This is a genomic window from Chitinophaga eiseniae, assembly GCF_900167135.1.
Classification (GTDB): Bacteria; Bacteroidota; Bacteroidia; order Chitinophagales; family Chitinophagaceae; genus Chitinophaga; species Chitinophaga eiseniae.
The window spans coordinates 501,587-516,683 of the sequence record NZ_FUWZ01000002.1 but is presented as its reverse complement, the minus strand read 5'-3'; the positions used below and the strand labels follow the sequence as shown (position 1 = coordinate 516,683).

The 15,097-nt window shown below is 51.2% G+C and carries 13 protein-coding genes and 1 pseudogene; 9 read left to right on the top strand and 5 right to left on the bottom strand.

Annotation, left to right across the window (positions count from 1 at the left end; all coding sequences use genetic code 11):
* Positions 1–6 precede the first annotated feature (6 nt).
* The 3 genes from B5D63_RS11620 to B5D63_RS11610 are packed head-to-tail and all read left to right on the top strand — an operon-like array spanning position 7 to position 2,980.
* Positions 7–2,052, top strand: coding sequence for a TonB-dependent receptor plug domain-containing protein (locus B5D63_RS11620; protein ID WP_078668974.1), 2,046 nt, complete (start codon positions 7–9; stop codon positions 2,050–2,052).
* A 17-nt stretch (positions 2,053–2,069) separates the two neighbouring features.
* Entirely contained in the window at positions 2,070–2,708 is a 639-nt protein-coding gene (locus B5D63_RS11615; protein ID WP_078668973.1) for a hypothetical protein, read from the top strand.
* Positions 2,709–2,734: 26 nt separating this feature from the next.
* Positions 2,735–2,980, top strand: a complete 246-nt coding sequence (locus B5D63_RS11610; RefSeq protein WP_078668972.1) for a hypothetical protein — start codon at positions 2,735–2,737, stop codon at positions 2,978–2,980.
* A 45-nt stretch (positions 2,981–3,025) separates the two neighbouring features.
* On the opposite strand, the gene B5D63_RS11605 is transcribed toward B5D63_RS11610, so the two are convergent.
* From B5D63_RS11605 to B5D63_RS11590, 4 genes are all read right to left on the bottom strand, one after another.
* Positions 3,026–3,820, bottom strand: a complete 795-nt coding sequence (locus B5D63_RS11605) for a YXWGXW repeat-containing protein (protein WP_078668971.1) — start codon at positions 3,818–3,820, stop codon at positions 3,026–3,028.
* A gap of 49 nt (positions 3,821–3,869) precedes the next feature.
* Complete coding sequence (locus tag B5D63_RS11600; RefSeq protein WP_078668970.1) at positions 3,870–4,313, bottom strand: dienelactone hydrolase family protein; 444 nt, start codon at positions 4,311–4,313, stop codon at positions 3,870–3,872.
* Positions 4,314–4,607: 294 nt separating this feature from the next.
* Positions 4,608–5,207 carry a macro domain-containing protein gene (locus tag B5D63_RS11595; RefSeq protein ID WP_078668969.1) on the bottom strand — a complete coding sequence of 200 codons (600 nt, stop codon included), beginning with the start codon at positions 5,205–5,207 and terminating at the stop codon, positions 4,608–4,610.
* Between the two features lie 9 nt (positions 5,208–5,216).
* Entirely contained in the window at positions 5,217–6,314 is a 1,098-nt protein-coding gene (locus tag B5D63_RS11590) for a calcium:cation antiporter (RefSeq protein WP_078668968.1), read from the bottom strand.
* Between the two features lie 94 nt (positions 6,315–6,408).
* Here B5D63_RS11590 and B5D63_RS11585 point away from each other — a divergent pair, with 94 nt between their 5' ends.
* Positions 6,409–7,182: an AraC family transcriptional regulator gene (locus tag B5D63_RS11585; protein ID WP_078668967.1), complete on the top strand. Its 774-nt coding sequence runs from the start codon at positions 6,409–6,411 to the stop codon at positions 7,180–7,182.
* Positions 7,183–7,247: 65 nt separating this feature from the next.
* Positions 7,248–7,796 carry a dihydrofolate reductase family protein gene (locus B5D63_RS35745; RefSeq protein ID WP_078668966.1) on the top strand — a complete coding sequence of 183 codons (549 nt, stop codon included), beginning with the start codon at positions 7,248–7,250 and terminating at the stop codon, positions 7,794–7,796.
* Between the two features lie 87 nt (positions 7,797–7,883).
* Here the strand turns inward: B5D63_RS35745 and B5D63_RS35740 are convergent.
* Positions 7,884–8,384, bottom strand: a pseudogene (locus tag B5D63_RS35740) (dihydrofolate reductase family protein); the annotation flags it as partial.
* A 142-nt stretch (positions 8,385–8,526) separates the two neighbouring features.
* Here B5D63_RS35740 and B5D63_RS11570 point away from each other — a divergent pair.
* From B5D63_RS11570 to B5D63_RS11550, 4 genes are all read left to right on the top strand, one after another.
* Positions 8,527–9,237: a hypothetical protein gene (locus B5D63_RS11570; RefSeq protein ID WP_078668965.1), complete on the top strand. Its 711-nt coding sequence runs from the start codon at positions 8,527–8,529 to the stop codon at positions 9,235–9,237.
* 356 nt (positions 9,238–9,593) lie between these two features.
* Positions 9,594–10,190, top strand: coding sequence for an RNA polymerase sigma-70 factor (locus B5D63_RS11560; RefSeq protein WP_078668963.1), 597 nt, complete (start codon positions 9,594–9,596; stop codon positions 10,188–10,190).
* 108 nt (positions 10,191–10,298) lie between these two features.
* Positions 10,299–11,315: a FecR family protein gene (locus B5D63_RS11555; protein ID WP_078668962.1), complete on the top strand. Its 1,017-nt coding sequence runs from the start codon at positions 10,299–10,301 to the stop codon at positions 11,313–11,315.
* A 186-nt stretch (positions 11,316–11,501) separates the two neighbouring features.
* On the top strand, positions 11,502–15,080 hold the full coding sequence (locus tag B5D63_RS11550; protein WP_200816987.1) for a TonB-dependent receptor: 3,579 nt from the start codon (positions 11,502–11,504) through the stop codon (positions 15,078–15,080).
* Positions 15,081–15,097 lie beyond the last annotated feature (17 nt).

Here is a 15,097-nt window from a genome sequence, read left to right as displayed (position 1 = left end):
CCGGCGATGACAAAGTACCTGATATGGATTTTTTTACCGGCCCTGATGGGGAACGCTCATGCACAGCAGACGCTGAAAGACAGTACGGGGAAAGCCTTATCCGACACCGTGCCACGTGGTACGCCTAAAAATCTGAAACTGGTGACGGTGAGTGCGGGCGCTTTCGAAGCCAGCGATAAAGCTAAAGGCGCCTCGCTTACCCCCATGGATGCCGTCACCGTGGCAGGCAGTAATGGTGATCTGACGCAATCGTTGCGCTCCCTGCCGGGTGTCCAACAGATCGGGGAAACAGAAGGGCTTTTTGTGAGAGGCGGTACCAGTGATGAAACCAAACAGTTTATCGACGGCACGTTGTTCAAATATCCCAACTATCCTTCCGTGCCGGGCATTCCGCAAGGCGCCCGTATCAACCCTTTCCTGTTTAAAGGCATCCTGTTCAGCTCCGGTGGTTACTCCGCATTATACGGACAGGCCATGAGCAGCGCGCTGATATTGGAAAGCGTGGACCTGCCCGAAAAATCCTCTGCCAGCTTCTACCTGTTTCCCGCCAACCAGGGCGCGGGACTGCAGCACCTGGGAAAAGACAACCGCAGCAGTTTCGGACTGGGGCTTAACTATTCCAACCAGACGCTGTACAATGCGCTGGTGCCCCATGTGCCTGATTATTTTCAGGGGCCTTCATACCTGGAAGGGAATGCCAACTACCGCGTAAAGACAGGCCGCAGCGGTATGTTCAAGGTATATGCTGTATGGAATAAAAGCGCCGTAGGCATGTATAACCAGGATGTTGACAGTGCGGCGCTGCGTTCCGGATACCTGGTAAAGGGCGGTAATATCTACACCAATATGAGCTATCGTACTATGCTGGGTAAGGACTGGAAGATGGAAACAGGGCTGGCTTACAGCAACAACAAAGATAAGCGTACCGTCAGCCTGGTGGATGCTGCGGAGAAGCCCGCCACCCTGCCGGAGGTGCCGCCTACTTTAAAAAATAACACCAGCGATATCCGGTCAAACTTTGCGCAGACCCGTGTGGTGTTTACCCGTTTTCTCGCTGGTGAGCAGGCGGTGCGTATAGGTGCAGAACATTTTTATACGAAAGACGCCGGCGTGTATCGCGACAGCGCCGTTGCCCAGACAGACCAGCTCTCAGCTGTTTTCGCAGAAAGTGACATCTATCTGACCAGCGGCCTCGCGGCCAGGGTGGGGCTGCGGTTGGAACATACTTCCCTGCTGGCGAAGTGGTCGCTGTCACCAAGGGCCAGCCTGGCATGGCGGTTGAGCGACGAGAGCCAGCTCAACTTTGCCTACGGTCTCTTTTACCAGGAACCGCAAAACGAATTTCTGTATCGTAACCGCGACCTGTCTCTTTCCCGGGCTGCCCATTATGTGGTGAATTATACGAGAAGGGCACATAACCGTTTTCTCCGTGTGGAAGCTTATTACAAGCAGTATCAGGACCTGATCAGGCTGCTGCCGCCCGATGTTAAAAGCGTGTCTACCGGTAACGGCTACGCGAAAGGCCTCGAATTATTTTACCGCGATAAAAAGACTTTTAAGAACCTGGACTACTGGATTACCTATACCTACCTGGACACCAGGAGGGATTACCTGAACTACCCGATGTCGCTGCGGCCACCTTTTGCCGCGCCGCATACCATGACCATCGCTGTGAAGAAATTTTTCCCGGACCTGTCAACGGGCGTGAACGTGTCCTATGCTCTGGCAGCAGGCAGACCGTATTACAACATCCGCTACAGCGATGGCTGGCAGTTGGCAGACCAGGGCACTACAAAGCCCTATAGTATCGTGAACCTGCATATTTCCCATTTGATGACATTGTTTCCGCGCTGGAAGCATAAAGATTTCTCCGGTTTTGCCGTGGGGGTGAATAATCTGCTGGGCACCAAACAGGTATTTGGTTACAACTACAGCTATGATGGTCAGCATAAAATGGCGGTCTCACTGCCGGCCAACAGGACCTTTTTTGTCGGCTTCTTCATGAGCCTTGGTATAGACCGCACAGATGATTTTCTCAACAATAATTTATAACCACAAACCCGCTCATTATGAAAAAAACAATTCTCTTCTTTATGCTGCTGCTGGCCTGTGCCGTCTCCGCGATGGCGCAAACGCTGGACGAAGCGGTGCATAAGCTGGACAATGCCGCTTCTGTAAAAGACTACGAAGCGCTGGAAAAAACGTTTACTGCGCTGTCTGCACAACAACCCGACTCGTGGCTGCCCTGGTACTATGCGGCGTATTGCAATGCGAAGATCGGTTTTCTTTACCAGGATGATGGTGACAAGATAGAGCCATATAGTGTGAAAGGCGAAGAGCAGATAGGCCGTGCACAGGCGCTGCTGGACAGTGCCAAACAACGACAGGAGCTGTCTGAAGTGCTGACGGTGGCCAGTATGGTAAACCGCACTAAAGTGTTTATCAATCCGATGACGTATGGCCGTAAGTACGGTATGCTGTCGGAAAAATACCTGCAGCAGGCACTTCAGCTGCAACCGGAAAATCCGAGGGCTTTGTTCGTACGGGCGTGGGTGAAATACTATACGCCTAAAATGTGGGGCGGCGACAAGCCATTGGCAAAGGAACTGGCAGAGAAAAGCCTGGGACTGCTGGCAAAAGATAAATCCGGAACAGCACCTCATTGGGGCAAGGTGGAAAACGAAGCGTTGCTGGCCAAGTTCAGGTGATTATTCATCGTTAAAAAAATCATGTTATGTTATTTCCTTTTCTTATCCTTTTCAGGATATTATTTGCGGCGAGTATGGTATTTATTATCGGTTACATCTTTGGTGGTTTTTCGAAGCGGCCCGCGCTGGCGCGTATCTCCAAGGTGGCTGCCATACTTGTTATTGTACTCTTTATCGGTGTAAATATCCTGTTGATGCGGGCTGCCTTTCATCGTGACGGGCACGGTGGATGGCGGGGTTGTGAACAGGCGAAGATCGAAAAGGAGGGCTGACCAACCGGTCAGCCCCTTTTTTTAGATTATCTATAACCGTTAGTACTAGTGCCGGCCATGCCCGCCGCCACCAAAATGTCCTCCACCTCCTCCGGAATGTCCGCCGCCGCCTTGATGAAAGTTTCCTCCTGAACGGGCAGACGGACGCATAAAGCTGCCTTGTGACCTTCTCATGGCCACCGGCCTGTTCATGCCTGCCTGGTGGTTGCCATTCCAGGCGCTGCGGGAAGCGTGGGTAGAATTATTGTTCGTGAAATTGTTTCTATGGTTGTTCACCGTAGTGTTGCGGTTATTATTACTGACCGTCCGGGTGATGTTTCCGCGGTTATTGCTGACTATGTTGCGGGTGTAACTGGTACGGTTTACATTGTTGTTGACAACGCTTCTGTTGATGTAGGTATTATGCACCACTGTCGTGTTTACCCGGGTAATGGCCGTGTTGTAGTGGAAGGAGTTGCCTCTCCACATGCCGCCTGTAAAGCCGGTGCCGTAATAACCGCAGCCGTAGTTAATACCGCCGTAGTAGCCGATGTGTGGTCCCCAGGAGCCGGGATGCCAGCGGTATACGCCTCCGATGAAGCCCCAGTAGCCAGGTGTCCAGAGTGCGCCCACATAAGGGGCTCTTACCCATACGCCTGGTACCCAGTAGTAGCGGGTGTTGTAGGCCCAGTAGCCGGGTACCCACATGTACCCGTCGCCGGGGCAGGGTGGTTGTGTATAGACCGGTATTGGTGGTGGCGCGATGCCCACGGATACGCCGATGCTTACCTGTGCTTCTGCTTGCGGTATGACTGCGGTCATGGCTAACAGGATGCCTAATATCACTACAAACTTTTTCATGACCTGTCTGTTAGGTTCACTTACTTGGACGGCCGGGAGGCAGGTAAGTTTAATGGGGGAGTGGGGGCTGGGTGAGTAGCCACTGGCGCCAGTCTTCCGCCACCCTGTCCCGGTTGAAACGGTCGTAGTCCGGTTCCCCGTTGGGTTTTAACGGGAAATAGTTATGTTCTGTGCCGATGTATTCGCGGTAGTAAAAATTCTTCTTATGCAGCCGGATCATCTCGGTACGGAAGAGGTCCAGGTAAGGTACGCCGGCGCCCCTGGTACTATCCGTTTCGTGTGCCCGTTCCCGTGTTATCAATGTGAGCATGCGTCCTTGTGGGTTTCCGCCGGAGTAAATCAGGGGTGAAATACGTGCGCTGCGGCTGGCCATTTTAGCTGCAATGGTGCTGCCTTCTGAATGGCCTGCCACCACCAGGGGGCTGGGGCTGATCCATGGTTGTTGCAGCAGAAAGGAGATTACCGCCAGGTTACATCGGATGTAGGATATCATGTGGCTAGATAAGAATAATAAATACTTCCGGGTAACAATATAATATAATATCCGCTGCCATGAATGGGGCCAGCCAAAAATGGCCGGCCTTTACTCGTACGAAAATTTATTGCTCGTTGTAAGCAAGAGAGATGTGGTGTATCTCCCGGGCATGAAGGTAACACCCGCTTTTGCTGCGTATTTATGGAATCGGGAAAAAAAAATGCGCAATCAGGAAAATCTTAATTAGCCTGAATGTCTGCGTGTAATCGGTACCGTGGTGGTACGCCCGCGATAGTTGTGCCGGCGTAGGGTTTAGTGTGTCCAGATCATGCCTTGGGGATTGATATTCCAGTGGTACTTCTGGGCTTCTGCGAAGTTTTTGAAGTCTTGCTTTTTTCCCAGAACAATTTCTTCAAAGGCGGTGAACATCTGCCTTGCGCAGATTATGGGCTGCATGCGCCCGACGCCGGTACATAGTCCGGGGATGGCAACAGAATGTATTTCCGGGTGCCGATGGGCATGGAGCAGGATTGCCTTCATGGCCAGATAAGCGTTGATAGACGTATCGATATTGAAGTTGGTGGGAATTCGCATCGTTGGCGCCGAAATCAGCCATGGAATGTCCGGGTCGCCGGTTTCCAGTGTGAGTGCGGTACCTATGAGCAGTTCGCCTTCAGGTAGCTGTTTGATCTGCTGCTGGAGGCGCTTTTCGAGGTCCCATCCCAGTCTTTCTGATAATGCATAGTCGAGTGACCCGTCCATGAAACCAAACGAATTGGCAGGACTTACAATGGCATCGGCTTTCAGACGGGTAATATCTCCTTCTGTAATGCTCACTGCTGGTATTCCGGCGAAAAATTCCTGCCAGGCGGTTATGAGCTTGGGGTTAGTGTCGGCAAGTATGTATTTCATGGTATAAAATTACGGTACAATCGTCGTAAACAGGTAAGTAGCCATGATCACCAGCAGCACAACGCCCTGCAGGATATTGGTGCGGCCGGCGTTAAAGGATATGCTGATGGTAAACAGTGATAATATCAACAATAAGGTAGATTTGGTATCTATGCCGAGGGTGACGCTGAAACCAGCGAAGACGGTCACAATCGCTACGGCGGGGATGGTGAGGCCGATGCTGGCCAGTGCAGAGCCCAGGGCCAGGTTCAGGCTTGTCTGCAGCCTGTTGCGTCGCGCCGCCCTGAGCGCTGCCAGCCCCTCCGGTAAAAGGATCACCGCCGCAATGATAATACCCACCAGGCTTTTCGGAGCACCCATGCTGACCACCATCGATTCAATGGCGGGGGATAATTTCTTGGACAACAATACCACCAGCGCAAGAGAAATCAGCAGGAACAACATACTGATGGTGGTGGTCAGGTTGCTGGGAGGAGCGGAATGGCTCTCAGCCTCGTTTTCCGGGAGGAAATAATCTCGGTGACGGCCGGTTTGTACGGAAACAAATCCGCCATACAGCACAAGAGAGATAATCGCCACAAACAGCAGCTGACTGTTGGAATATACCGGTCCGGGCGTGGTGGTGGTATAGTTGGGCAATACCAATGTCAGTATCGTGATGGCCGATAGGGTGATAAGGGCCGCATTGGTGCCTTGTTTGATAAATACCTGCTCTTTGTACCGATAGCCTCCTACCAGCAGGCAAAGGCCGATGATGCCGGTCAACAGGATCATAATAGCGGCAAACACAGTGTCACGGGCCAGTGTAGAGCCTTCGGCACCTTCGCTCAGCATCAGGGAAACGATCAGCGACACTTCTATGACCGTGATGGCCAGCGCCAGGATCAGCGTCCCGTACGGTTCACCCACACGGTGGGCCACTACTTCAGCATGGTGCACCGCTGAGAGTACGATACTGATCAGGGAAACAGCCATCACCAGCGAAAAAAATGTATTGTCTGTGCTGCCTGCCAGCATAAGGATAAACAACCCGATCAACGGGCTTAAGAGACTCCAGATGGGTAAAGCGATATTCCAGCGTTTGTATAGTATGTGTTTGTATGGCATATACGTAATTACAAAAAAATATTTAATTAGTTCATTAAAAAATGCCTTCTGCAGGTGAAGGATAAAGTTTAACTTACAGAACAGATGTTGTAAAATGAGAACGCAACTGATCACACCGCTTCCTTCGCTGGCGAATTATGTAAGCCATATCATGGTATTGGAAAGTGAACGGCTGTCTGTCGATACTTTTCTGCCGTTGATTGCAAAAGGTTGTCCCAGTATTGTTTTTCAGCTGACAGCCAGCCATCTTAAGACAGATCATCTTGTCCTATATGGGCAGAACATACGCCCCATTTTGCTGCCCGTGTCGGCATCGGTAACACTGATTGCCTATTTCCTGCATCCGCATACGCTGAAAACATTATTTGGCTGGAGCGCCCGGGAGATGACAGACCTGAGTGCAGACCTTAGCTTGTCTGAACCGGCGCGCGGGATGCACCTTCAGGAGCAGCTGCTGAATGCACCGTCATTGGAGCAAAGACTGGTGTTGATGGACAGTTATCTGTTGCGGTTGATATCCCCCGGTAAACTGGAAATCAGCCAGCCGGTGATGTATGCCACGCGGCTGATACAGCAACATGGCGGCGCGCTGCCTATGATGAAGGTGCAGCAGGAGCTGTACATGACCGAACGTACTTTACAACGGCTGTTTGAAATGCATGTAGGAGTATCCCCCAAAACATATGGCCGTATTTGCCAGTTTGATGCGGCGTTGCGGCAACTGAGCGGCAACGGTTTTACTGACATGGCCGGTGTGGCCTTCCAGCACGGATATGCGGACCAGAGCCATCTGATAAGGGCTTTCCGCGACTTTACAGGCCATACGCCGCTGGAGTACCAGAAAGCGGCCACAGACTTTTCCTCCTGAAGATTGTCGGGTTTGTTCTATATCACGGGGTAGCGGTGTCGTTACTTTGTGTCAAAAAACAACGTATGAGAAAGTTAATCGTTTCTACCTGGATGACATTAGATGGTATTTTTGATGCTGAAAGCATGGGGCAGTGGTTTAATCCTTATGACAGCCAGGCCCGGCAAGACCTCATCCGCGAAGGTATCCTGTCAGCGGACGCCATCCTCTTTGGGCGTAAAACTTATGAGATGCTGGCACCTTACTGGTCTTCCCTGAAAAATAACGAAATGGGCATCGCTGATAAATTGAACAGCGTGCAAAAATACGTGGTGTCTGCTACCCTAAAGGAAGCCTCCTGGGAGAATTCTACCATTATCCGGGAGAATATTGAACAGGAAATCACCCGGCTGAAACAACAACCTGGTAGGGAGATACAGATAGAAGGCAGCGGAGAACTGGTACGGTCGCTGACCAAAGCAGGCCTGGTCGATGAATACCAGTTGCTGGTACATCCGGTTGTCATGGGCGCCGGCAAGCGTTTCTTTGCCGACGGTATCCAGGCAGGCTTGCAGCTCACCGCTACCCGCCAGCTGGATAAAGGCGTACTGCTGCTCTGTTACCAGCCGGCATAACGGTAATGCAGCACCGTGATGCCAGAAGGGTACGTCGCAGCACTCACCAGCGACAACCAGCGACAGCCCCAGGACCGCCTTCACTTTGTCGAAAATGGGCATTCCCCTGCCGATAACCGCAGGATTGATGATGAGATGGTACTCGTCGATCAACCCTGCCGAGATGAGCGCAGCAACGAAAGATACGCCCCCGAAAACGATCAGGTTTTTCCCCTGCTGCCGCTTCAGCGCGTTCACCTCTTCGATAAGATCACCTGTCGCCAGCACGGTATTGGGCCAGTCCACCCGGTCCAGGGTGTGCGTAAATACTACCTTGCGGGCATCCCGGATATGCCCGGCAAATACGGATTGCGGATTGGCGGTGTTAGCCGCCATCCTTTCCCAGTGGCCGATAAAGCCCTCTTCGGCCATTTTCCTGCTGAGCAGCACGTCGTCTGCGGTAGCTATCAAAGCGGTATGGTAAGCCTGAAGGGCAGGGTCCCAGGTCCATGCTTCTCCATAATTCCACACCATCCAGCTGCCGCTCCCATTGACAGCAGCAGCAAAACCGTCAACCGACAGCTGCATCTCTAAGATCAGTTTTCTCATGACCAGGATATTTTTTACAAACCTATCTTCATTTTCCGGGAGCGCACGGGGGCAGATGTGACAAATTAGCGGGGCAAATAATCCGCAAAAAAACTGGTCGCTAAATAACTATTTTTGCAGCCAACTTAAAATCTGATAGCTTATGGAGAAATTACAACGGGAAGTCCGCTTCTTAAAAGCCTATTCCCTCATCCTCACGACAGTACTGATAGCGTTCTTCTTTATGGCGTTCCGGACTGACTTTGGAAAACAACGCTTCCAGGAAATAGATGTGGAAAGAATCAACGTGGTGGAAAAAGACGGTACCCTGAAAATGGTGATCGCCAACGGCGAAAGACAACACCCGGGCATGTCGGAAGGCAAAGAACTGGCGCCCAGGAAACGGCAGCCGGGGCTTATTTTCTTCAACAGCGCCGGTGATGAATGTGGAGGCCTGGTGTACGACGCTGACAAAAAAGACGGAGCAGGGATGGTGTATTCGGTAGACCAATACCGGAACGACCAGATCATGCAACTGCAATACATGCAAGACCTGGAAGGAAGCAAGGCCCGTACCTATGGCCTGAAAATCTGGGACCGCCCGGATGATTTCACCCTCACCCGCCAAAATCAGGTACATGACTCCCTGAAGACACTGAAAGATGAGAAGGTATATGAAGCGGTGATGAAACAGCTGGTGGCTGAAGGAAAGTACGGCACTGAAAGACTCTTTGTAGGTCGCACCTGGAAAGATGAAGTAGGCCTGTTTATCCGCGACAGTAAAGGAAAAGTGAGAATTAAAATCTACGTGGACAAACAAAATCAAACGAAGATAGAAACGTTTGATGAACAGGGAAAACCGGTCACAAAGTAATGACGATAAAAAGCCGCTTACGAAGCGGCTTTTTTATGGCTGTCTATTTACTTTTTCCGGTCGTATATTTTTGTTACAATGCCGGCGAGGCAACCAGGCTGGAAACCTTTAGCTACAGGATCTCTATGTCATGGGTAATATTTGCTTTGTCAGGACTTATAGCAGTGCTGATCGCCGGACTGACCATCAGTATCCAAAGTGTCCGGGTTGCCCTGGTGAATCCCATCAACAGTTTGCGCGGAGAATGATGCGTACTTTTCCACCGCCGTAAAGCAAAAACAAAAGTTAATGTTTAGATAATATCGCTGCTGTTTTTTTGCCCTTATGTTTGCGACTGGAAAAATTGGAATGAATCTATGAGCGAAGTGCTACACGACTTATCAGATTATTCACTGTTGGAACAATGCAGGCTCAATAATGTAAAGGCGTTTGAAGTATTGTTCGACCGGTATTCCAGAAGGTTATATAACTATGCCCTGAACTATTTGCAGGACAAGGGTGTTGCTGAAGAAACGATGATGGACCTGATGCTGTGGGTATGGGAAAAAAGGCAGCAGCTGGACCCGGACGTGCAACTGGCGCCCTACTTGTTCCGTGCCATGAAAAATGCCGTTATCAAAGCCATGACCAAAAAGTCATTGGCGATACTCCCTATAGAACAGGCTTACGACGATGAAACGCTGGTCTCCCCGGCGGCAGACAACCAGATGGATTGCCACGAGCTAACCCAGGTATATCTGGATAAATTGGATGAGCTGAGCCCGCAGCGCCAGCGCGTGTTTAGAATGAGCCGGCACGAACACCGCTCTCATGCGGAAATTGCCAAAGAACTGAATCTTTCCCTGTTTACCGTAAAGAACCATATCAAAGCTTCCCTGACCCATTTCCGGCATCACCTGAAAGACTATACGGACGTTACCATGGCGGTACTGATTTACTGGTGGACGCGATAAGGCTGTCCGCCAATGTTATGTAATTGTTACCTGTGATCACCCCATTAGCCCCTGCCCTTTTTTTTCTCCCCTATATAATTGGGCGGACCATCGTTCTCAACAATCAACATGGCAAATACGATCACGAAAGCATTAATGAACAAATACCTGGACCACCGCTGCACTGCGGAAGAAAAGCTGCGGATAGCGGCTTTTATGCAGCAGCGGGAGGGGCAGCAGTTACTGGACGAGGTGTTAACAGAGCGGCTGACGGCAGACATGCTGCTGATGGAGCAGATAAGGGTGGATGATCAGCAGGCGGAGGAGTGGAAAACAACACTACGGCAACGGATAGCTGCGATGCAGCCGGAGCAGGAGCCTGTGGTCCTGCGGCCGAAGCGCCTCGCTTTCCTGCGCCGCGCCGCTATATGGACGCTGCTGGTATCTGCGCTGGGGACCATTGGCGTACATCAATACCGGAAGCAGTATAAAACCAATGCAATCACGCTGGCCAACCTGGAGAAACAAAATCCGAAAGGACGGCGGGCTGTGATCACGCTGGCAGACGGATCGGTCATACACCTCGGGGCAGACAGTAAACTGGAATATCCCGAAGTCTTCAACGGTCCTACCCGGGAGATCACGCTCACAGGGGAAGCTTTTTTTGAAATCAGTGAAGATCCGACGCATCCTTTTATTGTGCATACCGGTACCGTGCAGACAAGAGTATTGGGCACCTCTTTTAAGATCAATGCTTTCAAGGGAACGCCACTGACAGTTGCCGTAGCCACCGGTAAAGTACAGGTAGAGCACGCAGGCAACGGCGTGACCGTGCTCGCCCCTGGTCAGCAGGTCACCTGGGACCCGGTAGCGCAGCAGACAGCCATCGCAGAAATGCCTGTGGCAGATATTGCCGGCTGGAAAAATGCCCGCCTGGCGTTTAACAATAACACGCTTCAGGAAGTGGCAGCAGTACTGGAACGCTGGTATAATGTGAGCATCCGTTTTAAACAACCTGTGACCGCACAAAAGCGGATAACTGTTACACTGTCAGCTAACCGGCCAATGGAAGAAACCCTCCGTGTGCTGAGCACTGGCAGCAGGTTTACCTACAAAATCAATAATCGTCAGATTACTATTCATTAACAGAAAACAATCACATGCCCTAACAGTACACAACTAAAAAAACGTTCCCGGTATCTGACAAATACACGGGAACGTCTTAAAAGATGATTTCATGATGCCTGATAAGTTTTGGACGACGAACAGGCACCCTGAAAAAGGATACCAGATTTCCCGGAAAACCGGGACTAACCAGTAACATTCAAAAGTATGGAAAAAGGATTAAAAAGAAATCCTTTAAGATTTAGCATGCATCCCACCTTCGCCTGCCAGCGGGCCCGCCCGGATAAAAAGGATACCGGCGCTCCGTTGGGACAAAGCGAGGGAATAAGGCCCATAATTTATTTCCTGATGAGATGTTCATTTATTGTGCTGGTATTGCAACTCACCGCAGCTGGGTTGCTTTTGGCCGCGAATGTAAAGAGCCAGGATCTGACCCGGAAAATAAACCTGCAGTTGAACAAGGCAGCCCTGAAGGAGGCTTTGCTTGCCATCGAAAAGCAGGGCGAAGTTAAATTTATGTTACCGGAAGAACTGCTGGAGAAAACCCATAAAAAGGTGACCCTCAGCAGTCCCGCTATCCGTATCCAGGACGCCCTGCATGGTATCCTCGAAAACACCGGGCTGGAATATAAACTGGTGGAAGGTTATGTGGTGATCGCTCAACAACCGGTGCCTGTAAAGATCAGCGGCAAGGTGATCGACAGCAAAACAAAAGAGGCCATCCCCGGCGTATCTGTACGGGTGAAAGGCACTTCGGTAGGCGCCTCCACCGATATCAACGGGGTTTTCAACCTTACCGCGGCACAAAGTGGCGTTACGCTCGTGGTCAGCTATATCGGCTATGAAACGAGAGAAGTGAAAGCTACTGCCGCCGGTGGTACGATGATCATCGCCCTGGCCGTTTCCAGTAAACAACTCAGCGAGGTGACCGTCAACGCACGCCGTAAACTCAATACAGAAATCGCGGTATTGCAGGACCGAAAAAATGCCGCCATCGTGCAGGACGCCATATCCGCCGCACAGATAGAACGTACCGGCAGTATCACCACCACCCAGGCGCTGCAGAAAGTGTCCGGCGTCACCATCACGGACGACAAGTACGTTGCCATCCGCGGCCTGGGCGACCGTAGCGTGATCGGTCAGCTCAACGGCGTTCGCCTGGCTTCTTCCGATCCGGACAGAAGTACCATCCCGCTCGACCTGGTACCGGCATCTCTCCTGGATAATATCACCATCTTCAAGACGGTTACGCCCGACAAACCTGCCGACGCGGCAGCGGGCATCGTCGAACTGAAAACAAAATCCGTTCCCGACAGCGCGATATTTAACATCATCGCACAAACCGGCTTTAATTCCAATATCGGTCCTAATGGCCGCGTGAACAGCTTCTACAACAGCGATATGGGATTTTTCGGTACCAGGGTGAATAAAAAAGACCTGTCTGCCGAATTCCTGAACCTGTCCAAACAATATCCCGGCGGCTTATCCCAGATACAACAACTGATTGCCAACAGCCCCAACAGCCCTGCCTTACAGCAGGAGGCTACCCGCATCAATAACCTCATGCACAGCTTCGATCCGGTGCTTACCACCAATTACCGCAAAGCGCCGCTGAACCAGCTGTATTCGGCGACCTATGGCAACAGCTTTAAACTGTTTGGAAAACATACGCTGGGTGTCATAGCCGGCGCCAACTACTATAGCCGTACCACCGACATCTACGGTGGAGACCTGACACAGTTCAGCGTTTACCAGGGTGTGATCACCGGTAACAAAGACGTGTACAGCCCACGTAACATACCCAACTATATTACCCCGAACAACCTGTTCATGGGTAAATACCAAACCTATAAAGAGAACACCGGAACACAAACAATCAACTATGGAGCATTGACGGGGTTGACGTACAAGTTCAACCCCCGTCATGAAATCAGTATGCAGTACCTCGGCAGCTGGGGCAGCGAGGCACAGGCCGTCAACATGTACGGGCAATACCAGTACACCGGCCTGCCGGGAGAAGTGAGCAGCACTATCTACTCGCTGAAACAGACATACCGTACCCTGCATACCTTCAACCTGCAGGGAGAGCATAAGTTCATGAAAGGCGAATACAGCCCTCGCCTGAGCTACAACGTCGCTACTTCCAACTCCTCACAGAATGATCCCGACTATCGTTTTGTGACGCTGACAGACTATGCACCGCGTAACGGAGGATACTATTATAAACCTGCCGTAGGTTCTTTCCCCGGCTCAGGTGACTACGTCTTTACAAACCATCTGTACGCGCTCAACTCCGGCTATGTGAATGGTTACGGTACCTACGGCATCATTCAGGCCGAGCCCAATGGCCGCCGCTGGCGCAGGCTGAAAGAAACCAATTACAACTATAAAGCCGATGTAACGCTGCCTTTCCCATTGTTTGGCAAAAAACAGGAATTTAAAACCGGTGTGAACTACCTGAACCGTGACCGTCGCTTCCGGGAAAACATGTTCTTCCTGCCGGGTTCTAATTTCTCTACCTATGGCGCCTATCCGCTGTACGCTGTGGAAGGCAACCTGAACCGCCTCGTTAGCCCGGAGATGATCGGTATTAAAATCCCCGGCGGAAGCACCGGCGAAGGCGCCAATCCTGTTGGCGGGTTTCTGTATAACAGTCAGAAATCTCCCAATAACTACACCGGTTTCTTTGAAACCAACGCCTTCTACGGGATGATGGACCTGCGGTTGCCCGCCAATCTGCGTCTTACCGGCGGGGTACGTTTTGAGAAAACCAATATTCAGTCTTCCGTAGATACTTCCGATGTTTATCTCGATCCATCGCTTACCGCTCCCGGTCAGGATGGCACGAAAGTGCCTGTGGTGCTCATCAATCCCAATACCGCCTACAAGACGGGCTATAAACCTTTTTATTCCTTTAACCTGACCTATACGCCGCTGGAAAGCATGAATTTCCGTGTAGGTTACAACACCACCCTGGCAAGGCCGGAGCTGCGTGAAATCACCAACGTTTTCGAATTTGACGCCTTCCAGATGGGATTGGTGGTAGGTAATCCGAACCTGATCAATCAACAAACGGAAAACCTCGATTTCAGGTGGGAGTGGTTCCCCCACCCGGGAGAAGTGCTGTCTGTGTCTTTGTTTGGAAAGCGGATACAGCACCAGCTGGTGAAAGTGTTCAGCCTCAAAACAGACGGTCTTGCTGCGAAATATCCGGAATATCCCACCATCCAGTTCCAGAACGATCCGAACGAAGGTAAGGTATGGGGCCTGGAGCTGGAAGTGGTAAAAGACCTGGGCCGACTGTATGCGCCGCTGAAGAATTTCAACATCGGTTCCAACCTGTTGCTGGCGCAAAGCCTCATTAAGAAATCAACAGAGCGGTATAAAGCCAACAAATCCCTCGACCGCCATACACCCGAGTACAGTCCGTTGTTTGAACAGGCGCCTTATTCGGTAAACGCCTGGCTCAACTATAAGAACGGCCGTTCCGGCACCGACCTGACCGCCACTTTCAATATGGTGGGCGAGCGGCTGGTGCAGATCAACCTGACCGGAGAGCCGGACCTCTACACGCGTCCTGTGCCGGTGCTGGATTTCGTCTTCACGCAGCGTGTTACCAAACGTTTGCTGTTCAAAGGATATGCGAAAAATATCCTGAACCCGGCGATAGAAACCGTATATGCGGCGCCGGGCACCGGCGGCCTGTGGTATGGTAATAAATACGTTAACCGCAGCTTCAAACGCGGTAGCGAAATCATGCTGGGCTTTACTTACAATTTGTTCTAACGGTAACGGTTATCCGG